Origin of the sequence: Pantoea sp. ICBG 828 (assembly GCF_002928355.1) — a bacterium.
GTDB lineage: Bacteria > Pseudomonadota > Gammaproteobacteria > Enterobacterales > Enterobacteriaceae > Pantoea > Pantoea dispersa.
In genome coordinates this window covers 918,863-941,297 of record NZ_POWN01000001.1, presented here as the reverse complement: position 1 = coordinate 941,297, position 22,435 = coordinate 918,863, and the positions used below count along the sequence as shown (strand labels likewise).

Below are 22,435 nucleotides of genomic sequence, written 5' to 3'. Positions count from 1 at the left end.
CCCGGTCACTTACTGATGTAAGCTCCCGGGATGATCCTTGCTTGCCGCCTTCCCGGCATACGAATTATTTAGGGCATGATGCCCGGTTATATTTCACACGCCAGGTGCGTTGGCTGCGCGCGGCTCTCCCGGTCACTTACTGATGTAAGCTCCCGGGATGATCCTTGCTTGCCGCCTTCCCGGCATACGAATTATTTAGGGCATGATGCCCGGTTATATTTCACACGCCAGGTGCGTTGGCTGCGCGCGGCTCTCCCGGTCACTTACTGATGTAAGCTCCCGGGATGATCCTTGCTTGCCGCCTTCCCGGCGCACGAATTATTTTGGGCATGATGCCCGGTTATATTTCACGCGACAGGTGCGTTAAACATGCACGGCTGAAGCACAAGATTAGCAGGGCTTTTCTGCTGGTGCGGTAAATTTCCGGTACACTTTGCCACATAGAGTGCTGCCGCAAGGCGTCACGGCAATCAGAAGGATAAGAGTCGATGCAGGATTCACAGTTTGATGTGGTGGTAGTGGGCGGCGGCATGGTCGGTGCCGCGCTGGCCTGTGGTCTGGCGCAGCAGCAGTTTCGCGTGGCGGTGATTGAACGTGCCGAGCCGGCCGCGTTTGACGCCAGCCTGGCGCCGGATATACGCATCTCCGCCATTGGTGCGTCATCGGTGGCGCTGCTGCGCCAGCTCAATGTCTGGCCGCGTGTCCAGGCGATGCGCAGCGCGCCCTACCGCAAGCTGGAAACCTGGGAGTGGCAAAGCGCGCACGTCACCTTTGACGCGGCTGCACTGGGCATTCCCGAGCTGGGCTATATGGTGGAAAACAGCGTGCTGCAGCGCGCGCTGTGGGAGCAGATGCAGCAGGATGGCGTAACGCTACTGTGTCCGGCCTCACTGCAGGCGCTGCAAGCGCACAGCGGCGGCTGGCAGCTGCAGCTGGATGACGGGAGCACGCTGGATAGCCAGTTGGTGGTGGGGGCCGATGGTGCTAATTCGCGCGTGCGCCAGCTGGCGGGTATCGGCGTGCGCGGCTGGAACTATGCGCAATCCTGCATGCTAATCAGCGTTGAGTGTGAACACGAGGCCGGCGATGCCACCTGGCAGCAATTTACGCCGGACGGACCGCGCGCGTTTCTGCCGCTGTTCGATCGCCACGCTTCGCTGGTGTGGTACGACGCGCCGGCGCGGATCCGTCAGCTGCAAAATCTGCCGCTCAGCCAGCTGGCCAAAGAAGTACAGGCCAACTTCCCGGCGCGTGTCGGCCGCTTCCAGGTGAAGAACGCGGCGTCGTTTCCGCTGGTGCGCCGCCATGCCACACGCTACGTGCTGCCGGGCCTGGCGCTGGTCGGTGATGCTGCACACACCATCAATCCGCTGGCCGGGCAGGGGGTTAATCTCGGCTACCGCGATGTGGATGCGCTGATTGATACGCTGGTGGACGCGCGCAGCCAGGCGCAGCGCTGGTCATCGCTGCCGGTTCTGCAGCGTTATCACCGTCAGCGCTACAAAGATAATTTGCTGATGCAGGGTGGTATGGATCTGTTCTACTTCGCCTTTAGCAACGCGCTGCCGCCGCTGCGTGTGGTGCGTAACCTTGGACTGATTGCGGCAGAGAATGCTGGCGTGCTCAAGCGTCAGGTGCTGCGTTACGCACTGGGGTTGTAAACACACCGGGCGCCGCAATCGTGGTGGCGCCATCTGTTGTATAAGGCGTGAAATTCAGGAACGACAAAAACAACAAAGCCCGCAAAAGCGGGCCTGTTGTGCAATTTGGCTGGGGTGCAGGGATTCGAACCCCGGAATGCCGGAATCAGAATCCGGTGCCTTACCGCTTGGCGACACCCCAATAGGTGTTTGGTCAAATTGTCTTTGTATGGCTGGGGTGCAGGGATTCGAACCCCGGAATGGTGGAATCAGAATCCACTGCCTTACCGCTTGGCGACACCCCAATTTGTTTGGTGGCTACGACGGGAATCGAACCTGTGACCCCATCATTATGAGTGATGTGCTCTAACCGACTGAGCTACGTAGCCAGATTGTACTGCTTTACTGCACCCGATGATGGCTGGGATACCTGGATTCGAACCAGGGAATGCCGGTATCAAAAACCGGTGCCTTACCGCTTGGCGATATCCCATTCGTCGACTCGTATCCACGAGAGTGCATCGGATTGGCTGGGGTACCTGGATTCGAACCAGGGAATGCCGGTATCAAAAACCGGTGCCTTACCGCTTGGCGATACCCCATCCGGCTGCCGAAGACTGAAATGGTGCGGGAGGCGAGACTTGAACTCGCACACCTTGCGGCGCCAGAACCTAAATCTGGTGCGTCTACCAATTTCGCCACTCCCGCAAAAAGATGGTGGCTACGACGGGAATCGAACCTGTGACCCCATCATTATGAGTGATGTGCTCTAACCAACTGAGCTACGTAGCCATCTTTTTTCGCGTTACCTTCATCGGCGTTGCGGGGCGCATTATGCGTATTGAGCTTTGTAGCGTCAACAAATTTTTTGCCGTTTTTTGCCTTAACGCGCCTGTTTGTCTGGCTTGTAACCAGGCTGATGATTTATTCGGCAATTTTCGATCGTATCCGCGTCAGATGCAAGAAAAAGGGGCCACAATGGGCCCCTTATACGCATAAAGAAAATGCTTATTTGTACGCTGACTGATGCACGCCTACCGCACGGCCAGACGGATCGTCCATCGATTTAAACGCTTCATCCCACTCAATGGCTTTCGCTGACGAACAGGCCACGGATGGACCGCCCGGAACGCACTCTGCTGCGCTTGGCAGTGGGAACAGCTCCTCAAAGATTTCGCGATACAGATACGCTTCTTTCGAGGTTGGCGTGTTGTGCGGGAAGCGGAAATGTGCGGTCGCCAGCTGCTGCTCGCTAATCTGCTTCGCCGCCACTTCTTTCAGCGTGTCAATCCAGCTGTAGCCTACGCCATCAGAGAACTGCTCTTTCTGACGCCACGCCACGCTCTCCGGCAGGTAAGAGGAGAAACACTCACGCAGAATGTGTTTTTCCATTTTGCCGTTGCTGCCGCACATTTTGTCTTCCGGGTTGATACGCATCGCGACATCAAGGAATTTCTTATCAAGGAACGGCACGCGTGCTTCCACGCCCCACGCCGACATCGCTTTGTTAGCGCGCGCGCAGTCAAACATGTGCAGTGCCAGCAGCTTACGCACGTTTTCTTCGTGGAACTCCTGAGCGTTCGGTGCTTTATGGAAGTAGAGGTAACCACCAAACACTTCATCCGCACCTTCACCGGAAAGCACCATTTTGATGCCCATCGCTTTGATTTTACGCGACATCAGATACATTGGCGTCGACGCACGAATGGTGGTCACATCGTAGGTTTCGATGTGGTAAATCACATCGCGGATCGCATCCAGACCTTCCTGCACGGTGAAGTGAATTTCATGGTGCACGGTACCGAGGTGATCGGCCACCGCCTGCGCCGCTTTCAGATCCGGCGATCCTTCCAGACCGACGGCAAACGAGTGCAGCTGCGGCCACCATGCATCGCTCTTGTCCTGATCTTCCACTCGTTTGGCGGCAAAGCGCTTGGTCACCGCAGAGATGATGGAAGAGTCGAGTCCGCCGGACAGCAGCACGCCGTACGGTACGTCTGACATCAGGTGACTCTTCACTGACTCTTCCAGCGCGTGCTTCAGGCCAGCGGCATCGGTGGTGTTTTGCGCCACGGCGGCAAAATCCATCCAGTCACGCTGCCAGTAACGACGGATTTCGCCATCGGTGCTGGAGAGGTAGCTTCCCGGCGGGAATTCTTTGATGCTGCGGCACACCGGCACCAGCGCTTTCATTTCAGAAGCAACATACAGGTTGCCGTGCTCATCGTTGCCCATATAGAGCGGAATAATACCGATGTGATCGCGGCCAATCAGATACTGCTGTTTGACGCTGTCCCACAGAATGAAGGCGAACATGCCCTGCAGATCGTCGAGGAAATCGAGGCCTTTTTCCTGATACAGCGCGAGGATGACTTCGCAGTCTGAACCGGTCTGGAAGGCGTAGCGATCGCTCAGTTCCGCGCGCAGCGCCTGGTGGTTATAAATTTCGCCGTTAACAGCCAGTACGTGGGTGTGATCCGCGTTGTACAGCGGCTGGGCGCCGTTGTTCACGTCAACGATGGACAGGCGCTCGTGTACCAGAATGGCTTTCTCATCAGCGAAGACACCTGACCAGTCCGGGCCACGGTGACGCATCAGACGGGAACATTCCAGCGCTTTCTTGCGCAGTTCAACAGGATCGGTCTTCAGATCCAGCACACCAAAAATCGAACACATAACTGACTCCTGATCTCACCTTGTGGCGATGTTGTTAACTTGTTTGTCCGGCAGCCTGCGCTGCGTGATGTATAAGAAAATGCGCTAATTGATGGTGGTAACGCAAGCGAAATCACCAAATACTGATAAAAAGATTGTTGGCGTGAAGTAATGTTGAATTTTATTCAAAAAATTAACGATTAAATTAGGTGGTGTCTAATGAATTGTCTGAAGTGATGGTTTTGTGCGCAACCGATGAGATCGCGTCAGCGGCTGAATCACAGCGGTAAGCCAGACACATAAAAAAGCCCTGCACACCGTAACGGCGAGCAGGGCCATAAGCAGACAGCATGACGCTAATCAGAACAGGTCGATATCAGCCACGGAAGGGTAGATCCAGTCCGGACGGAACGGCATGGCGTCGATATCGCTCAGCGTAGAGACGCCGGACAGCACCAGAATGGTTTCCAGACCGGCCTGGAAGCCAGCCAGAATATCGGTGCGCAGGTTATCGCCCACAATCACCGTCTCTTCTGAATGCGCATGCATTTTATTCAGTGCGGCGCGCATGATGTAAGGGCTGGGCTTACCGACATAAAACGGTTTGCGGCCGGAGATGGTTTCGATACCGGCACAGAGCGCGCCACAGGCCGGCACAAAGCCGCGTGCGTGGGTATCGGGATTGGTCGCGATAAAACGCGCACCGTTAGCCACAAAGAAGGCGGCTTTATGCATCATCTCCCAGTTAAACGATCGCGTCTCGCCGACGATGACGAAATCCGGGTTGACGTCAGTGATGGTAAAACCGGCCTTATACAGTTCATGAATCAGCGCGCCTTCACCAATCACGTAGGCTTTTTTGCCCTCCTGACGACGCAGGAAATCCGCGGTGGCCATGGCGGAGGTGTAAAACACCGAATCCGGGATGTCGACGCCGGCGTTGGCAAAGCGGTTGGCCAGATCCTGCGCAGTTTGTGACGGATAGTTGGTCAGTACCACCAGCGGCATCTCTTTTTCCAGAATGCGCTGCAGGAATTCGTTTGCGCCTTTCACGGCGGTATTGTCGTGCATCAACACGCCGTCGATGTCACAGATTACGCTTTTGATGGTCATAGATGGCTTCCGGTCGGGCCTGCCAGCCGGCAGGCTTTCTATTATTCTTCCAGCAGGTGCTGCAGCAGAATGCCATTCAGCATAGCGCGTTTTGCCAGCGCGAAAGCGCCAATTGCCGAACGATGGTCCAGTTCTGACCGCACCACGGGCAGATTTTTGCGAAACGCGTTCAACGCCTGGGTGTTGATGCAGCCCTCAATCGCCGGGAACAGCACTTTATCGGCATCGGTAATTTCGCCGGCCAGCACCACTTTTTGCGGGTTAAACAGGTTAATGGCGATAGCGATCGCTTTGCCGAGATAGCGGCCAACGTACTCGATCACTTCGCAGGCCAGCGCGTCGCCCTGATTGGCGGCGCGGCAGATTTGTGGCATCTGGCAATCATCCAGCGTCAGGCTGCTGGGATAACCCTGATTGAGCAGGTGGCGCACGCGGTTCTCAATCGCGCCGTTGGCGGCGATGGTTTCGAGGCAGCCAAAGTTGCCACAGTGGCAGCGTTCGCCGAGCGGATCGACCTGAATGTGGCCAATCTCACCTACGTTGCCATTGCTGCCGAGAAAAATGTGGCCGTTCGCGATGATGCCGGCGCCGGTTCCGCGGTGTAAACGCACCAGAATGGAGTCTGCACAGTCGCGGCTTGCACCGAAATAGTGCTCAGCCAGCGCCAGGCTGCGGATATCGTGGCCGACAAAGCTGGTGACGTTAAAGCGTTTTTTCAGGCTCGCCACCAGCGGCCAGTGGCTGACGGCAATGTGCGGCATGTAGCGAATGATGCCGTTAATCGGGTCGACCAACCCCGGCAGGATCACCGCGATAGCGATCAGCTCATGAATTTTACGCTGGTGCGCGCTCATAAAGGCACTGATGGCGTTGAACAGCGCGTTCTCCAGCGTCTCCTGGGTGCGCTCCGGCAGCGGATAATCTTCCTGCGCCAGCGATTTTCCGCTGAGATCGAACAGCGTCAGCGTGGCATCGTTGCGCCCCAGGCGCACGCCGATGGTATGAAAATGGCGGGTTTCGGTGATGATAGAGATGGCGCGGCGCCCACCGGTGGAGGCCTGTTGCTCCACCTCTTTGATGAGGCCGCGTTCGATAAGCTGACGGGTAATTTTGGTGACGCTGGCGGGCGCAAGCTGGCTGAGTTCGGCAATCTGAATACGCGAAATCGGCCCCTGTTGATCAATCAGCCGGTAAACAGCTGCACTGTTAAGTTGTTTGACAAGATCGACATTTCCTATTTGAGTCTGGCCGCCAGTGGTCATTCAGTACTTACTCGCTGAGGACGTTGTCTCCGTTGACGAACGTCTTAGTGATTTGAAAATCGCGGGTAAAGACAGTGAGGTTGGCGACTTTTCCTGCTTCCACCGTACCAAACTGCTTTTCCACACCCATTGCCCTTGCCGGATACAGGGTCGCCATGCGCAGCGCTTCGTCCAGCGCGATACCACAATGTTCCACGCTATTCTGCACCGCTTCAATCATCGTCAGCGCAGATCCGCTCAGGGTACCGTTCTCATCTACGCACAGGCCGTCGCGATAGTATATTGTTTTACCTGCAAAAATGAATTGATCAATCGACGCACCGGCCGGCGCGGTGGCATCGGTCACCAGCACCAGTTTGTCGCCTTTGATTCGTTTTGCATTGCGCACGTTAGCGTAATTGACATGTAAACCGTCTGCAATGATGCCGCAGTATACATCAGGCGAATCAAACAGCGCACCGATAAGACCTGGCTCACGCCCGCTAAAGGCGCTCATGGCGTTATACAGGTGGGTGGCAAAGGTGACGCCCGCGCTGATGCCCGCTTTGGCTTCGGCATAGGTAGCATTGGAGTGACCGGACGACACAATAATCCCGGCGTCACGCAGCTGGCGAATCACCGCGCTGCCCGCATTTTCCGGCGCCAGCGTAACTTTGGTGATGACGTCAGCGTTGGCGCACAGGAAATCCACCAGCTCCGCATCCGGCAGACGAATCAGCTGCGGATTGTGAGTGCCTTTCTTCTCTTTATTCAGCCACGGACCTTCCAGATGCAGGCCCAGCGCCTGATTCTGATGCTTCGCCAGGTAAGCACGCATGGTTTCAATTGCGCGCTTCATCAGTTCATCACTGCTGGTAATCAGCGTCGGTAAATAGCTGGTGCAGCCGGATTTTTCATTGGCACGCTGCATGATCTCCAGCGTTTCCACGCTCAGGGCATTGATGTCATCGTTGAACTGCACGCCGCCGCAGCCGTTGAGCTGCAGGTCGATAAATCCGGGAGCGATGAACGCACCAGCCACATCTTGTTGTGGAATCGCGGCGTCCAGCGCATCGCGCGGGCAGACACGCTCAATCATGCCATTGGCAATCACCACGGCGTGATTGTCCAGAACTTCATGACCGGTAAAAATCCGGCCGTTAACTAATGCGTACATCATCTCTTCTCCCGGCTGAACCTGCTGCGCTTAACAGCAGGCTTTCTACAACGTGTTGTTACACACCCTTCATATTTTCCGCTTCCATTTCGCGGAAATATTTCACGGTTTTCACTTTCAGTTCCATGGTGGCTGGCTCATCACACACCACCACCGCTTTCGGGTGCAGCTGCAGGCAGCTGATGGTCCACATGTGGTTGACGTTACCTTCTACCGCCGCCTGCAGCGCCTGGGCTTTGACGTGGCCGGTCACCAGAATCATCACTTCTTCCGCATCCAGCAGCGTGCCGACGCCCACGGTCAGGGCATATTTAGGCACCTGATCAACATCGCCGTCGAAGAAACGCGAGTTCGCCACACGGGTGTCGTGCGTCAGGGTTTTAATGCGGGTGCGGGAAGAGAGCGAAGAAGCCGGCTCGTTGAACGCAATGTGGCCATCGTTGCCGACGCCGCCCATAAACAGGTGGATTTTACCCAGTGCGCGGATCTTCTCTTCGTATTGGCGACATTCTGCGTCAATATCTTCGGCATTGCCATTTAGAAGATTGATATTTTCTGGTTGAATATCAACGTGATCGAAAAAGTTACGGTGCATAAAGCTGTGATAGCTTTCCGGATGCTCTTTCGGCAGACCGACATACTCATCCATATTGAAGGTGATCACGTGTTTGAAACTAACCTGGCCCGCTTTATGCATCTCGATCAGGTGCTTGTAGGCTTCCAGCGGCGTACCGCCGGTTGGCAGTCCCAGCACAAAGGGACGGTCTGCGCTGGGTTTAAAGGCATTGATGCGATTAACGATATGGCGTGCAGCCCATTTACCCACCTGGGTCGGTGTGGCCAAAGGGATCAGTCTCATGTCTTCACCTCAGTTAAGATTGGAAAGTTAGGGTCGCGTTTACTGCTGCAGCTGGCTGCTTATAGGGTAACCCGTTTGCGCGCTCGCGGCGTTGGAAAAGTGCGACCTGATATTTTTCATCATAAAATAAGTTTGTGGTGGTGGCTAGCATTTCGCAGTGAAAAACGTCCATTTTGGTGATTAAAGTCACAGTTACACTGGTTTTAATTTGCGAGGCGAATTAATTTATCTTTACACTGCGCCTCGTGGTGAAGTGTGTCATCAAGGTACCGGGTGCCGGGATAATAAAATCAACCCGCATCACGGCAAAACGCCAGTCTCATAGGGGGAGAATAAGGTGAGTATTTTAGGATATCTGCAAAAGGTCGGCCGCGCGCTTATGGTGCCGGTAGCGACCCTGCCGGCAGCGGCAATCCTGATGGGGGTAGGTTACTGGATCGATCCGGACAGCTGGGGCGCAGGCAATGCGCTGGCAGCACTGCTGATCAAATCGGGTTCTGCCATCATCGACAACATGTCCGTGCTGTTCGCCATCGGTGTGGCTTACGGCATGTCAAAAGATAAAGACGGTGCAGCGGCATTAACCGGCTTTGTAGGTTTCCTCGTGGTTACTACCCTATGTTCACCCGCCGCGGTGGCCATGATTCAGAAAATGCCGGTGGAGCAGGTTCCTGCCGCCTTCGGTAAAATCAATAACCAGTTTGTCGGCATCCTGGTGGGTATTCTCTCGGCGGAAGTGTACAACCGCTTCAGCCACGTTGAGCTGCCCAAGGCGCTGTCGTTCTTCAGCGGTCGCCGTCTGGTGCCGATCCTGGTCTCCTTCCTGATGATTGTGGTCGCCTTTATCCTGATGTACGTCTGGCCGATTATTTTCGGCGGTCTGGTGAGCTTTGGTGAGCACATCCAGAAACTGGGCTCGGTCGGTGCGGGCGTGTACGCCTTCTTTAACCGTCTGCTGATTCCGGTTGGCCTGCACCACGCGCTGAACTCGGTGTTCTGGTTCGACGTGGCGGGTATCAACGACATTCCGAAATTCCTTGGCGGCGCGCAGTCTATCGCCAACGGTACCGGCATCCCGGGTATCACCGGTCGCTATCAGGCGGGCTTCTTCCCGATCATGATGTTCGGTCTGCCGGGTGCGGCGCTGGCAATCTATCACTGCTCACGTCCGGAAAACCGCGCGAAAGTCGGTGGTATCATGCTGGCAGCGGCATTCGCCGCCTTCTTCACCGGCATCACCGAGCCACTGGAATTCTCCTTCATGTTCGTGGCACCGGTGCTGTATGTCATCCATGCCGTGCTGACCGGTATTTCGGTCTTCATTGCTGCCAGCATGCACTGGATTGCCGGTTTCGGTTTCAGTGCCGGTCTGGTGGACATGGTGCTGTCGACGCGTAACCCGCTGGCTGTGCACTGGTGGATGCTGATCCCGCAGGGTCTGGTGTTCTTCGTCATCTACTATGTGGTGTTCCGCTTCACCATTCAGAAATTCAACCTGCTGACGCCGGGCCGCGAGCTGGCTGCCGGTGATGAGACAGATGGCTACGACGTCAACGTTGATCACAGCAGCAACGGTGAGAGCGAAACCGAATCACTGGCGCGTCGCTATATCGGTGCGATAGGCGGTTCTGACAACCTGACCAACATCGACGCCTGCATCACCCGTCTGCGTCTGAATGTGAAAGACTCTGCGCAGGTGAATGAAAGCGTGGCTAAACGCCTCGGTGCTTCTGGCGTGATCCGCCTTAACAAGCAGAGCGTGCAGATCATTGTTGGTACGCAGGCCGAAAGCATTGCGACCGCGATGAAAACCGTACTGAGCAAAGGTCCGGTAGCCGGCGCAGCGGCACCTGCTGCGGCAACCACCGCCGCGCCTGCGGCTGCTCAGCCCCAGGCCGTGCGCAACAGCGAGAAAAAGGTGATTGCAACGCTGCTGGCACCGGTCAGTGGCGAAGTGGTGGCGCTGGAAAACGTGCCGGATGAAGCCTTCGCCAGCAAAGCGGTAGGCGATGGTCTGGCGATCAAACCGAGCGATAAAACTGTCGTCGCGCCGGTGGCGGGCACCGTGGTGAAAATCTTCAACACCAACCATGCATTCTGCCTTGAAGCCGAAAATGGCGTCGAGATTGTCGTGCACATGGGTCTCGATACCGTCGCGCTGGAAGGTAAAGGGTTTACCCGTCTGGTGGAAGAGGGCGCAACCGTCACAGCGGGTCAGCCGATCCTCGAAATGGATCTGGACTTCCTCAACGCCAATGCGCGTTCGATGATCAGCCCGGTGGTGGTCAGCAACAGCGATGATTTCGCTGGTCTGAATCTGCTGGCAGGCGGTACCGTGGTGGCAGGCGTTACGCCGCTGTATGAAGTGAAAAATTAACACGTTTTGATCGTCACTGAAGGCAGGAAGCAATTCCTGCCTTTTTTGTTTTAAAACGACCAACAAACGGTTGTTTCCCTTCAGCGCTTTGTGGATCATACTCCGTTACTTCGTGGTACAAATCACCCGCTATTGTTTTGAGGATTTTGAGATGAGTGAGGCTGAAGCCCGCCCAACGAACTTTATTCGTCAGATCATCGACGAAGATTTGGCGAGCGGTAAGCACAACAGTGTGCATACCCGTTTCCCGCCTGAGCCCAATGGTTACCTGCATATTGGCCATGCAAAATCGATCTGCCTGAACTTTGGTATCGCACAAGATTATCAGGGGCAGTGCAACCTGCGTTTCGACGACACCAATCCGGTCAAAGAGGATATGGAGTTCGTTGAATCGATCAAGAATGATGTGCAATGGCTGGGCTTTGAGTGGAGCGGCAACATTCGTTATTCCTCTGACTACTTTGACCAACTGTTCAACTACGCGGTTGAGCTGATCAACAAAGGCCTGGCCTACGTTGATGAGCTTTCGCCAGAGCAGATCCGTGAATACCGCGGCACGCTAACCGCGCCGGGCAAAAACAGCCCGTATCGCGATCGCAGCGTGGAAGAGAACCTGGCGCTGTTCCAGAAGATGCGTGATGGCGGCTTCGAAGAGGGCAAAGCCTGTCTGCGTGCCAAAATCGACATGGCATCCAGCTTTATTGTGATGCGCGATCCGGTGCTGTACCGCATTAAATTTGCCGAACACCACCAGACCGGCAACAAGTGGTGCATCTATCCGATGTACGACTTTACCCACTGCATCTCCGATGCGCTGGAAGGCATCACCCATTCCCTGTGTACGCTGGAGTTTCAGGACAACCGTCGTCTCTACGACTGGGTGCTGGATAACATCACTATTCCGGTGCATCCGCGTCAGTACGAGTTTTCGCGCCTGAATCTGGAATATGCGGTGATGTCGAAGCGTAAGCTGACGCAGCTGGTGAGCGAGAAGATTGTTGAAGGCTGGGACGATCCGCGCATGCTGACCGTATCCGGTCTGCGCCGTCGTGGCTATAGCGCGGCGTCAATCCGCGAATTCTGCCGCCGTATCGGTGTGACCAAGCAGGACAACATTGTTGAGATGGCGTCGCTGGAGTCGTGCATTCGTGACGACCTCAACGAGAACGCGCCGCGCGCTATGGCGGTGCTGGATCCGCTGAAAGTGGTGATCGAGAACCTGCCGGCCGGGCATGAAGAAATCATCAGCATGCCGAACCACCCGAACAAACCGGAGATGGGCACGCGTGAGGTGCCGTTCAGCCGTGAGGTGTGGATCGATCGCGCCGACTTCCGTGAAGAGGCCAACAAGCAGTACAAACGTCTTGTGCTGGGTAAAGAAGTTCGTCTGCGCAACGCTTATGTCATTCGTGCCGAGCGCGTGGCGAAAGATGAAGCCGGCAACATCACCTGCATCTACGCTACCTGCGATGTCGACACCCTGAGCAAAGATCCGGCCGATGGCCGCAAGGTGAAAGGCGTTATCCATTGGGTATCGGCGATTCACGCGCTGCCTGCCGAATTCCGCCTGTACGATCGTCTGTTCAGCGTGCCAAACCCGGGCGCGGCCGAGGATTTCCTCACCACCATCAACCCGAACTCGCTGGAGATCAAACAGGGCTTCGTTGAGCCGGGTCTGCGTGCCGCCAGCGCGCTGGCACCGTATCAGTTTGAGCGCGAAGGTTACTTCTGCGCTGACAGCGTGTACTCGCAGCCGTCGAAACTGGTGTTCAACCGCACCGTGGGTCTGCGTGATACCTGGGCAAAAATCGGCGAATAATTTTACTGCTTGATAGCACGATATGATCAGCAAAGGGCGAGCAATCGCCCTTTTTTATTGCCCGTTATCTGCAAACGGGAATCGATTATGCTGAACCAGACAAAAAACAGTAATCACGCGCGATTACGACTAATCTGACTTTAATAAAATTAACTAATTTACCCGTGTGAAATCGTTATTTTCAGGTAGGCTATGCGCTCTTAAATGTTGCTGTGCGGGTTAGCGAAGGAAGAAAAATGACAAGTCTCGCTCTGGAAGCCAAACATAGCGTGGTGGTTTTACATCAGCTTATCGAACGTATTTTTAATCAGGCCGAAGGCAGCGATGACAGTATGGATCTGCTGCTGTCGCACTTTCATCCCGACTTCAAAATGGTGACGCCGCAAGGCAAACAGCTCGATCTCAATGACACTGAAACCCTGTTTCGCAAACTGCACGGGCAGCGGGAAGGGATGCGAATCGCCACCAGTGAGCATGCCATCATTTCCCAGCAGCAGCAGGAAGTGACCATTCAGTATCACGAACTGCAAATGCTTAACGGCAACAACCAGACCCGCATTTCGCTGGCGGTGCTGGACTGCAGCACGCCGGTTCCGCGCTGGCGCTATTTGCAGGAAACGCTGGTCGCCTGAACGCAGCCATAAAAAAACCGGTGCCTGGCACCGGTTTTTTTATACTGCATAGCATATTCAATTACTGATCGTGGAGCGTCTCGTCTTCGCGGCAGTCTCCCAGCGCACAGTGGCCGTACAGATACAGGCTGTGGTTGCTGAGTTTGATACCGTGGCGTGTTGCAATCTCACGCTGACGCGTTTCGATAGATTCATCGCTAAACTCGATCACTTTGCCGCAGTCGAGGCAAATCAGGTGATCATGATGATGCTGCTGGGTCAGTTCGAATACGGATTTCCCGCCTTCGAAGTTATGACGCGTCACGATGCCGGCGTCGTCAAACTGGTTCAGAACACGGTATACCGTCGCCAGACCAATCTCTTCGCCCATGTCGATCAGGCGTTTGTACAAATCTTCCGCACTGACATGATGGGACTCGGGTCCGGGTCCCTGAAGCACTTCCAGAATCTTCAGTCTGGGCAGCGTGACTTTCAGGCCAGCCTTTTTCAATGCGGAGTTGTTGTCAGTCATGCGGATATTGTCCTGTTACTTTGCTAGTCACTTACGGCGCAAAGGCCTTGAATGTGTGGTCAACGCGCATTCTCATTTGCGTCTCATTATAGAGCTCAGCCTGCGAAATGAAAACCGGCTGCGGCGGACAATTCCCCGGATGCTGTAAGGAGAAATGTCGTGAACCTCAGCGGGATCGTGCAGATCGATGTTCCTTTTCGCGCAGTCTCAGTCTGATGCCCGAGGAATAAGCAGATGACCGTTGCGGGTATTCTACAGAATTGAGGGAAAAAGTTAAAAAACCGTAGCTATTATTTTTATAGGTAATTCCATTGCCCGATGTGAGCCAGCGCCCACATCGGACAGGAAAGCATCAGGCTTCGATGATCGCCTGCAGCTGCAGCTCGTCAAAGATCTGCTTAACCCATTTGTCGACGCGCTCGTTAGTCAGTTCAGGCTGACGATCTTCATCGATGGCGAGGCCGAGGAAGTGTTTGTCGTCTGCCAGTCCTTTAGAGGCTTCGAAGTGGTAACCTTCGGTTGGCCAGTGGCCCACAATCACTGCGCCGTTTGGCTCAATGATGTCGCGAATGGTGCCCATCGCGTCACAGAAGTACTCGGCATAATCTTCCTGATCGCCGCAGCCAAACAGCGCTACCAGCTTACCGTTGAAATCAATCTCTTCCAGCGTCGGGAAGAAGTCATCCCAGTCGCACTGGGCTTCACCGTAGTACCAGGTCGGAATACCCAGCAGCAGAATATCGAATGCTTCGAGATCTTCTTTGGTGCTCTTAGCAATGTCATGCACTTCGGCGACATCTTTACCCAGTTGTTTCTGGATCATTTTTGCAATGTTTTCAGTGTTGCCGGTATCGCTGCCGAAGAAAATGCCTACGATTGCCATGGAGTGAGTAACCTCTTAAATCCTGATTGTGAAAGTAAGTCAGAAGACGACACAGTTATGCGAATGATAGCAGACCGGCGAAAAGCGCGGAATGTGTAAAGCGCTGAGTTTGTGTTCCAGCGTGCGGTCTGCGCACGTTACGCCAGTTTGAGCTGCGCCAGCAGCATTTGTTCAATCAGTTCACTGCGGCTGATGTTCTGCTGCTCGGCCAGCGTATTAAGCGCGTCGACCGCTTCGCTGGACATTTTCAGCTCAACGCGGCGCAGGCCGCGCACCCGGTCGCGCTTCAGCTGGTTGCGCTTATTAATGCGCAGCTGCTCATCACGCGACAGCGGACTGGTTTTAGGGCGACCGGGACGCCGCTCGTCTGCGAAGAGATCGAGCGTGGTACGATCTGTCTGTTCTTTTGCCATGGTTTGTGAAACTGCGTGGGCGCGAACGGCGGAAAGGCGCTGCGCGATTTAAACATTTATCGGCCCGACCGCGGCGAAAAAAGCATCCGCGGCAAATTTTTAGCGCGACATCATACTCCAGCGCCCGGCGCGACGCCAACCCTAAACCGCCCGTAGCAAGCTTTTGCTTTTACAGGTTAAAAAAGCGGCGCACCGCGCGCAGTACGGCATCGGGTTTTTCGGCATGCACCCAGTGGCCGGCACCGCTGATAATGTGCGCCTGCGCCTGCGGGAACTGGCGCAGCAGCGCATCACGGTGCTGATTGTCCAGATAGGGTGAATCACCGCCGCGAATAAACAGCGCCGGATGAGGCCACGCGGGTACCTCCTGCCAGCCGGAGAGCACCGGATAATTGTCCCATAATACCGGCACGTTAAAGCGCCATTCGCCTTCATGGAAAGATTTCAGAATGAACTGAATCACGCCTTCTTCGCGCACGTGTTCACGCATCACGTCGGCTGCAGCGCTGCGGCGCGTGACGCCAGCTGCACTGACCGCGCGGATTGCCGCGAAGATCTCATCGTGGCGTCGCGTCTGGTAATCCACCGGCGCGATATCAATCAGTACCATTTTGCCAATCCGTTCGGGCGCAACGGCGCTCAGCGCCATGGCAATTTTGCCGCCCATTGAGTGGCCGATAACATCGACCCGTTCGATGTGGTGCGCATCCAGCGTGTCGACCATATCCTGCGCCAGCGCAGCGTAGTGCATCTCTTCGCTGCGCGGTGACAGGCCGTGGTTACGGACATCCACCTGCAGCGTGGGCCGTGCATCGCGCACGCCGCGCGCCAGTACGCCGAGGTTATCCAGGCTACCAAACAGGCCATGAATTAACAGAATGGGCTGGGCATCAGGGGCAGATTGTTCAGTTTGCAGACGGGCGTTCAAAATCATGGCTAAAGTTCTTTCGGTTGAGACCTGGGCTTAGGGTATCATGGATTCACCTGTCCCGGCGCCAGGCGGTCAGGCATTAGGGCATATTCCGACTTTTGCCCGTAAACGATGCCAGCGCTACCGGCTGTCGCGGATTTAACTTTATAATCCTTATGTTAGAGCCCGCTCACATTTTGCACGACCGGATTTTGTTAAGGCCTTTGCAAAGTAGCGTGGTTCTGCCATTTGCCAGAATCGCACGGAAAAAGATGAAAACGATTGAAGTTGACGAAGAACTCTACCGTTATATTGCCAGCCACACGCAGCACATTGGTGAAAGCGCCTCGGACATTTTGCGCCGTATGCTGAAATTCACTGCCGGCCAGAGCGCATCCGCTGCGCCAGCGGCGAATGCGGCGGTAAAAGAAGCACCGGCTGCACGCAGCGAAGCGCGACCTCAGGATCGCGTGCGCGCCGTGCGTGAGCTGCTGCTGTCTGACGAGTATGCGGAGCAGAAGAAGGCGGTTAATCGCTTCATGCTGATCCTGTCAACGCTTTATCGTCTTGATCCGGCAGCCTTTGCTGATGCCACTGCCTCGCTGCAGGGCCGCACCCGCGTTTACTTTGCGGGCGACGAGCACACGCTGCTGCAAAATGGCACCCATACTAAGCCGAAGCACGTGCCCGGCACGCCGTACTGGGTGATCACCAATACCAATACAGGTCGTAAATGCAGCATGGTGGAACACATCATGCTTGCCATGCAGTTCCCGCAGGAACTGGCAGAGAAAGTTTGCGGCACCATTTAAACCGAAGCGTCAGGGAGAAGCGCCAATGGCCAATCACCCCCGTGCCGGGCAACCTGCCCAGCAGAGCGATTTGATTAACGTTGCACAATTAACCTCGCAGTACTACGTCCTGAAGCCGGATGCGGCGAACCCGGACCATGCGGTGAAATTTGGCACCTCCGGCCACCGCGGCAGCGCGGGACGTCATAGCTTCAACGAAGTACACATTCTGGCGATTGCGCAGGCGATCGCTGAAGAGCGTAAAAAGAACGGCATCACCGGCCCGTGCTACGTAGGTAAAGACACCCATGCGCTGTCTGAGCCGGCGATCCTGTCAGTGCTGGAAGTGCTGGCCGCCAACGGCGTTGATGTGATTGTGCAGCAGGACAACGGCTATACGCCGACGCCGGCGATCTCCAACGCCATTCTGGAGCACAACAAGCGCGGCGGCGCGCAGGCGGACGGTATCGTGATTACCCCGTCGCATAACCCGCCAGAAGACGGTGGCATCAAGTACAATCCGCCGAACGGTGGACCGGCTGACACCAACGTCACCAAAGTGGTGGAAGACCGCGCGAATCAGCTGATCAAAGGTGAGCTGAAAGAGGTTAAGCGTCTGGCGCTGGATCAGGCGTGGGCCAGTGGCCACATCGTTGAGCAGGATCTGATCCAGCCATACGTTGAAGGTCTGGCGCAGGTGATTGACTTCCCGGCAATCCAGAAAGCCGGCCTGAAAATCGGTGTCGATCCGCTCGGCGGTTCCGGCATGGCCTACTGGCAGCGCATTGCTGAGCACTACCAGCTGGATCTGACCATCGTTAATGATGCCATCGACCAGACGTTCCGCTTCATGCATCTGGATAAAGATGGCGTGGTGCGCATGGACTGTTCGTCCGAGTGCGCGATGGCCGGTCTGCTGGCGTATAAAGATAAGTTTGATCTGGCCTTCGGTAACGATCCGGATTACGACCGTCACGGTATCGTCACGCCCGCCGGTCTGATGAACCCGAACCACTATCTGGCGGTAGCGATCAACTACCTGTTCCAGCACCGTCCGCATTGGGGCAAAGAGGTGGCCGTTGGTAAAACGCTGGTTTCCAGCGCGATGATTGACCGCGTGGTGAACGACATTGGTCGCAAGCTGGTGGAAGTCCCGGTCGGCTTCAAATGGTTCGTGGATGGTCTGTTCGACGGCAGCTTTGGCTTTGGCGGCGAAGAGAGCGCCGGCGCCTCGTTCCTGCGTTTCGACGGCTCCGCCTGGTCAACAGACAAAGACGGCATCATCCTGTGTCTGCTGGCGGCGGAAATCACTGCGGTTACCGGTAAGAACCCGCAGCAGCACTATGATGAGCTGGCCGCGCGTTTTGGTGCGCCAAGCTACAACCGTCTGCAGGCACCTGCCACTTCTGCGCAGAAAGCGGCACTGTCGAAGCTGTCACCTGAAATGGTCAGCGCCGATACGCTGGCGGGCGACCCGATCACCGCACGTCTGACCGCGGCACCGGGCAACGGCGCCTCGATTGGTGGTCTGAAAGTGATGACAGAAAACGGCTGGTTCGCGGCACGTCCGTCCGGCACGGAAGACGCCTACAAAATCTATTGTGAAAGCTTCCTCGGCGCTGAGCATCGCCAGCAGATCGAGAAAGAAGCGGTAGAAATTGTCAGCGAAGTGCTGAAAAACGCCTGACAGGGCATCCTGTATGAAGAAGGCCGCGTTTGCGGCCTTTTTTTATGGCATGAAGCGATAGCCGATGCCGGTTTCTGTCAGCAGGTGCGTCGGCTGGGTGGGGTTGGCTTCCAGCTTTTGCCGCAGGTGTCCCATATAGATGCGCAGGTAATGGCTGTGTTCCACGGCGTTGGGCCCCCACACCTGGTTAAGCAACTGGCGCTGGGTCAGCACTTTGCCGGCGTTATTCAGCAGCAGGCTGAGCAGGCGAAATTCGGTCGGTGTCAGATGTACCTCTTCACCGCTGCGCAGCACGCGTCGCGCGGCGAGATCGACGCTCACTTCGCCAAACTGCACCAGCGGTTCCGGCTGGCTGCGCTGATGACGACGCAGCGCCACGCGCACGCGCGCTAGCAGTTCGCCGATACCAAACGGCTTGGTGAGATAGTCGTCAGCGCCGGCATCCAGCGCCTCTATTTTATCCTGCTCATCGCTGCGCGCTGACAGCACAATCACCGGCATGCTGCTCCACTGTCGCACTTCGCGGATGAAGGCATTGCCATCGCCGTCCGGTAAACCGAGATCGAGAATCACCAAATCCGGTTTGCGCGTAGCCGCTTCAATCAGGCCGCGCTGCAGCTGCTCCGCTTCCACAATCTTCAGGCCTTCGCTCTCCAGCGCCAGGCGCACGAAACGGCGAATCTCCTTTTCATCTTCGACAATCAAGATGGTCGTCACGCTGACTCCTGCGGCAAATAAGGTTAACGCGTTACTTTAACAATAAACCGCGACGGCGTCCGTCACGATCTCAGTAACTCGCCGTGATCCGAAATTTTACAAAAATGTAACTTCCTTTCATTCCGGCCAGGAAATGACTGAAAAAAGATCAAAATAGTGGTCGGATGAGTAGTAAAATTACACAACCAGGCGTAATATCTGAGGCAGATCACATTTCATAGCAAAATTTACCACGAGGAGGCATTGATGTATCAGGCATATCCACTCGCCAAAATTGTGCTGCGCCGTGTGCTGGTGGTATTGATTGGCGTACTGGCGCTGCCAGTGATGCTGTTCCGCCAGGATCGCGCGCGCTTCTACAGTTATCTGCACCGCATGTGGTGCAAAACCAGTACTAAACCGGTCTGGCTGGCGCAATCAGAAGCGGCAGGCGGTATCTACTGGTAACCCCCGGCTTCGCGGTGATAACCCGGTGACCTCGCTCGAGGCACCGGGTTTTTTTATCTTAAAGTGGTGCGACAGACGCATTGTCCCGCTGTTATCTCGCGGCATTTCAGCTACACTTAAACCTCTACAAGATTTTGGAGGTTGTACAAGTATGAGCGAGAAAATTCCTGTAGGTATCAGTGCCTGCCTGCTCGGGGATAGCGTCCGATTCGATGGCGGCCACAAGCGTTTTGCCTTTGCAACTGACGAGCTCGCGCCATTTGTGCGCTTCGAACCTGTCTGCCCGGAAATGGCCATCGGTCTGCCGACGCCGCGCCCGGCGCTGCGGCTGGTCAAACAGAGCGACGATCAGATCCACCTGTGTTTCAGTAAAGACGGCGGGGAAGAGCTGACCGACGACATGGCCCGCTGGTCTGCGGAGCGCGTTAAATCGCTGCACCATCTGTGCGGCTACATCCTGTGTGCCAAATCGCCGAGCTGCGGACTGGAGCGCGTGCGCGTCTACGAGCCTGACACTAACAACAATCGCAAAGCCGGCACCGGCGTGTTCACCTCGTTCCTGCAAAAAGAGCTGCCGTGGCTGCCGCTGGAAGAGGATGGACGCCTGCACGATGATGCGATCCGCGAAAACTTTATGGGGCGCGTCTATGCGCTGCATGAGTTCAACGAAATGTGGCGCAGCGGGCTGACGCGCCATAAGCTGATTGCCTTCCACAGTCGCTACAAATTACTGCTGCTGTCGCATGCGCAGGATGAGTACCGCGAGATGGGACGGTTTGTCGCGGCGATGGAACAGTGGGAGTCACTGGATGCGTACGCCTTCGAATACCGTAATCGTCTGATGCACCTGATGTCGCACCAGGCGTCGCGCCGTAATCACACCAATGTGCTGATGCATGTACAGGGGTATTTCCGGCCGAAGCTGAGTTCACCGCAGCGTCAGGAGCTGGCGCAGCTGATTGACCGCTACCGTCGCGGTGTGCAGCCGTTGCTGGCCCCCATCACCATGCTGAAACATTACATGGCAGAGTTCCCGCACCCGTGGCTGGCGCAGCAGCGTTATTTCGATCCCTACCCGGAAGCGCTGCGTCTGCGCTACGGCCAGTAAACACGGAGCGTTATGAGCACTCACTTAGTCTGGCTGCGTAACGATTTGCGCATTAATGATAACAGCGCACTGGCCGCGGCCTGCCGCGACAGTCAGGCCGAGGTGCTGGCGCTGTTCATCGCCACGCCCGGCCAGTGGCAGCAACACAGCATGGCCCCCAAACAGGCGGCTTTTATCTATCAAAACCTGTGCCTGCTGCAGCAGTCGCTGGCAGAACGCGGTATCAAGCTGCACTATCATCAGTGCGATGACTTCGCCGCGTCGATCGACTATCTGGCGACCTTCTGCCAGCAGCACAAGGTGGATGCGCTGTTTTACAACTATCAGTATGAAATCAATGAGCGCCAGCGCGATGCTGCGGTTGAGAAGCAGCTCGATCAGCAGGGCGTAGTGTGCCAGGGATTCGATGACAGCCTGCTGTTACCGCCGGGCAGCGTACAGACCGGCAGCAACAGCATGTTCAAAGTGTTCACGCCGTTCAGCAAAGCGTTTATCCGGCGTCTGCAACAGGGGCTGCCAGAGTGCCATCACGCACCAAAAGCGCGCGCCGGGGCACCCGTGGCCGCCGGCAAAAAAATAGCGGCATTCGATTATCCTGTGGAAGAATTCGACGAAACCTGGTTTCCCGCCGGAGAAGAGGCGGCGCTAAAGCAGCTGCGCCATTTTGCCCAGCAGCGGGTGGAAAAATATGACCAGCAGCGCGACATACCGGCGATTGACGGTACCAGCCGCCTGTCGCCATATCTGGCGATTGGTGTGCTGTCGCCGCGTCAGTGCCTGCATCGCATTCTGAAGGAGCATCCGCAGGCGCTGAACAATGGCAGCGCGCTGGTGTGGCTGAATGAACTGGTCTGGCGCGAATTTTATCGTCACCTGATGGTGGCCTTTCCGGCGCTGTGTAAGCATCAGCCGTTTGTCGACTGGACGCGCAACGTCAGCTGGCAACAGAATGAGCAACACCTTACCGCCTGGCAGCAGGGCAAAACCGGTTATCCGATTGTTGACGCAGCGATGCGCCAGCTCAATACGCTGGGCTGGATGCACAACCGGTTACGCATGATCACCGCCAGCTTTCTGGTGAAAGATCTGCTGATTGACTGGCGCGAGGGTGAACGCTATTTCATGCAGCAGCTGATTGACGGCGATCTGGCGGCTAACAACGGTGGCTGGCAGTGGGCCGCGTCGACCGGCACCGACGCTGCGCCTTACTTCCGCATCTTCAACCCGACGACCCAGGGCGAGCGCTTTGATAAGCAGGGCGAGTTTATCCGCCGGTGGCTGCCGGAGCTGCAAGACGTGCCGGACAGCGCCATCCATCAGCCGCACGCCTGGGCGGAGAAAAATAACAAGAAACTCGATTATCCGGCGCCAATCGTGGAACATAAGGCGGCACGTAAAAAGACACTAGACGCCTTTGAGCGCGCGCGCAGCGCAGCCTGAGGCAGTCACGGAGCC

19 protein-coding genes and 7 tRNA genes are annotated in these 22,435 nt (G+C 56.0%); 9 read left to right on the top strand and 17 right to left on the bottom strand.

The window, feature by feature from the left end; genetic code table 11:
• Positions 1–488 precede the first annotated feature (488 nt).
• Positions 489–1,661 carry a 3-demethoxyubiquinol 3-hydroxylase gene (gene ubiF / locus C1Y43_RS04500; RefSeq protein ID WP_058781258.1) on the top strand — a complete coding sequence of 391 codons (1,173 nt, stop codon included), beginning with the start codon at positions 489–491 and terminating at the stop codon, positions 1,659–1,661.
• Positions 1,662–1,767: 106 nt separating this feature from the next.
• On the opposite strand, the gene C1Y43_RS04495 is transcribed toward ubiF, so the two are convergent.
• The 12 genes from C1Y43_RS04495 to nagB form a co-directional block, all read right to left on the bottom strand.
• A tRNA-Gln gene (locus C1Y43_RS04495) sits at positions 1,768–1,842 on the bottom strand.
• A 28-nt stretch (positions 1,843–1,870) separates the two neighbouring features.
• A tRNA-Gln gene (locus tag C1Y43_RS04490) sits at positions 1,871–1,945 on the bottom strand.
• 7 nt (positions 1,946–1,952) lie between these two features.
• A tRNA-Met gene (locus tag C1Y43_RS04485) sits at positions 1,953–2,029 on the bottom strand.
• Positions 2,030–2,058: 29 nt separating this feature from the next.
• Positions 2,059–2,133, bottom strand: a tRNA-Gln gene (locus tag C1Y43_RS04480).
• Positions 2,134–2,167: 34 nt separating this feature from the next.
• Positions 2,168–2,242, bottom strand: a tRNA-Gln gene (locus C1Y43_RS04475).
• Positions 2,243–2,263: 21 nt separating this feature from the next.
• Positions 2,264–2,348 (bottom strand) — tRNA-Leu (locus C1Y43_RS04470).
• 7 nt (positions 2,349–2,355) lie between these two features.
• Positions 2,356–2,432 (bottom strand) — tRNA-Met (locus C1Y43_RS04465).
• A gap of 216 nt (positions 2,433–2,648) precedes the next feature.
• Positions 2,649–4,316 carry an asparagine synthase B gene (asnB, locus tag C1Y43_RS04460; protein ID WP_021508566.1) on the bottom strand — a complete coding sequence of 556 codons (1,668 nt, stop codon included), beginning with the start codon at positions 4,314–4,316 and terminating at the stop codon, positions 2,649–2,651.
• Positions 4,317–4,655: 339 nt separating this feature from the next.
• Entirely contained in the window at positions 4,656–5,408 is a 753-nt protein-coding gene (locus C1Y43_RS04455; RefSeq protein WP_021508565.1) for an HAD-IIA family hydrolase, read from the bottom strand.
• 41 nt (positions 5,409–5,449) lie between these two features.
• Complete coding sequence (locus C1Y43_RS04450) at positions 5,450–6,670, bottom strand: N-acetylglucosamine repressor (protein ID WP_021508564.1); 1,221 nt, start codon at positions 6,668–6,670, stop codon at positions 5,450–5,452.
• A gap of 7 nt (positions 6,671–6,677) precedes the next feature.
• Positions 6,678–7,826 carry an N-acetylglucosamine-6-phosphate deacetylase gene (gene nagA, locus C1Y43_RS04445; RefSeq protein ID WP_104187145.1) on the bottom strand — a complete coding sequence of 383 codons (1,149 nt, stop codon included), beginning with the start codon at positions 7,824–7,826 and terminating at the stop codon, positions 6,678–6,680.
• A gap of 58 nt (positions 7,827–7,884) precedes the next feature.
• Entirely contained in the window at positions 7,885–8,685 is an 801-nt protein-coding gene (nagB, locus tag C1Y43_RS04440; protein WP_104187117.1) for a glucosamine-6-phosphate deaminase, read from the bottom strand.
• 343 nt (positions 8,686–9,028) lie between these two features.
• Between nagB and nagE the strand changes: the two genes are divergently transcribed.
• The 3 genes from nagE (at position 9,029) to C1Y43_RS04425 (ending at position 13,513) form a co-directional block, all read left to right on the top strand.
• Positions 9,029–11,062, top strand: coding sequence for an N-acetylglucosamine-specific PTS transporter subunit IIBC (gene nagE, locus C1Y43_RS04435; RefSeq protein WP_031279883.1), 2,034 nt, complete (start codon positions 9,029–9,031; stop codon positions 11,060–11,062).
• A 151-nt stretch (positions 11,063–11,213) separates the two neighbouring features.
• Entirely contained in the window at positions 11,214–12,881 is a 1,668-nt protein-coding gene (gene glnS, locus C1Y43_RS04430; RefSeq protein WP_058757889.1) for a glutamine--tRNA ligase, read from the top strand.
• Positions 12,882–13,117: 236 nt separating this feature from the next.
• Entirely contained in the window at positions 13,118–13,513 is a 396-nt protein-coding gene (locus C1Y43_RS04425) for a hypothetical protein (RefSeq protein ID WP_021508559.1), read from the top strand.
• 61 nt (positions 13,514–13,574) lie between these two features.
• Here the strand turns inward: C1Y43_RS04425 and fur are convergent, their stop codons facing one another.
• The 4 genes from fur to ybfF all read right to left on the bottom strand — a co-directional run bounded on the left by fur (position 13,575) and on the right by ybfF (position 16,254).
• Positions 13,575–14,024, bottom strand: a complete 450-nt coding sequence (gene fur / locus C1Y43_RS04420) for a ferric iron uptake transcriptional regulator (RefSeq protein ID WP_021508558.1) — start codon at positions 14,022–14,024, stop codon at positions 13,575–13,577.
• A gap of 352 nt (positions 14,025–14,376) precedes the next feature.
• On the bottom strand, positions 14,377–14,907 hold the full coding sequence (gene fldA, locus C1Y43_RS04415; protein ID WP_021508557.1) for a flavodoxin FldA: 531 nt from the start codon (positions 14,905–14,907) through the stop codon (positions 14,377–14,379).
• Between the two features lie 137 nt (positions 14,908–15,044).
• Entirely contained in the window at positions 15,045–15,320 is a 276-nt protein-coding gene (gene ybfE, locus C1Y43_RS04410; RefSeq protein ID WP_010616122.1) for a LexA regulated protein, read from the bottom strand.
• A gap of 169 nt (positions 15,321–15,489) precedes the next feature.
• Positions 15,490–16,254: an esterase gene (gene ybfF, locus C1Y43_RS04405; RefSeq protein WP_021508556.1), complete on the bottom strand. Its 765-nt coding sequence runs from the start codon at positions 16,252–16,254 to the stop codon at positions 15,490–15,492.
• A 248-nt stretch (positions 16,255–16,502) separates the two neighbouring features.
• Between ybfF and seqA the strand changes: the two genes are divergently transcribed.
• Together seqA and pgm are read left to right on the top strand one after the other, a co-directional pair.
• Complete coding sequence (gene seqA / locus C1Y43_RS04400) at positions 16,503–17,042, top strand: replication initiation negative regulator SeqA (RefSeq protein ID WP_010616121.1); 540 nt, start codon at positions 16,503–16,505, stop codon at positions 17,040–17,042.
• A 25-nt stretch (positions 17,043–17,067) separates the two neighbouring features.
• Entirely contained in the window at positions 17,068–18,708 is a 1,641-nt protein-coding gene (gene pgm / locus C1Y43_RS04395) for a phosphoglucomutase (alpha-D-glucose-1,6-bisphosphate-dependent) (protein ID WP_104187115.1), read from the top strand.
• Positions 18,709–18,750: 42 nt separating this feature from the next.
• Here the strand turns inward: pgm and kdpE are convergent, their stop codons facing one another.
• Positions 18,751–19,425 carry a two-component system response regulator KdpE gene (gene kdpE, locus C1Y43_RS04390; RefSeq protein WP_021508554.1) on the bottom strand — a complete coding sequence of 225 codons (675 nt, stop codon included), beginning with the start codon at positions 19,423–19,425 and terminating at the stop codon, positions 18,751–18,753.
• 246 nt (positions 19,426–19,671) lie between these two features.
• Between kdpE and C1Y43_RS04385 the strand changes: the two genes are divergently transcribed.
• The 3 genes from C1Y43_RS04385 (at position 19,672) to phrB (ending at position 22,420) form a co-directional block, all read left to right on the top strand.
• On the top strand, positions 19,672–19,872 hold the full coding sequence (locus tag C1Y43_RS04385; RefSeq protein ID WP_031279882.1) for a YbfA family protein: 201 nt from the start codon (positions 19,672–19,674) through the stop codon (positions 19,870–19,872).
• A 151-nt stretch (positions 19,873–20,023) separates the two neighbouring features.
• Positions 20,024–20,980 (top strand): 2-thiouracil desulfurase family protein, encoded by a 957-nt coding sequence (locus tag C1Y43_RS04380; RefSeq protein ID WP_058757888.1) that lies wholly within the window; start codon positions 20,024–20,026, stop codon positions 20,978–20,980.
• Between the two features lie 12 nt (positions 20,981–20,992).
• Positions 20,993–22,420 (top strand): deoxyribodipyrimidine photo-lyase, encoded by a 1,428-nt coding sequence (phrB, locus tag C1Y43_RS04375; RefSeq protein WP_104187113.1) that lies wholly within the window; start codon positions 20,993–20,995, stop codon positions 22,418–22,420.
• Positions 22,421–22,435: the final 15 nt, after the last annotated feature.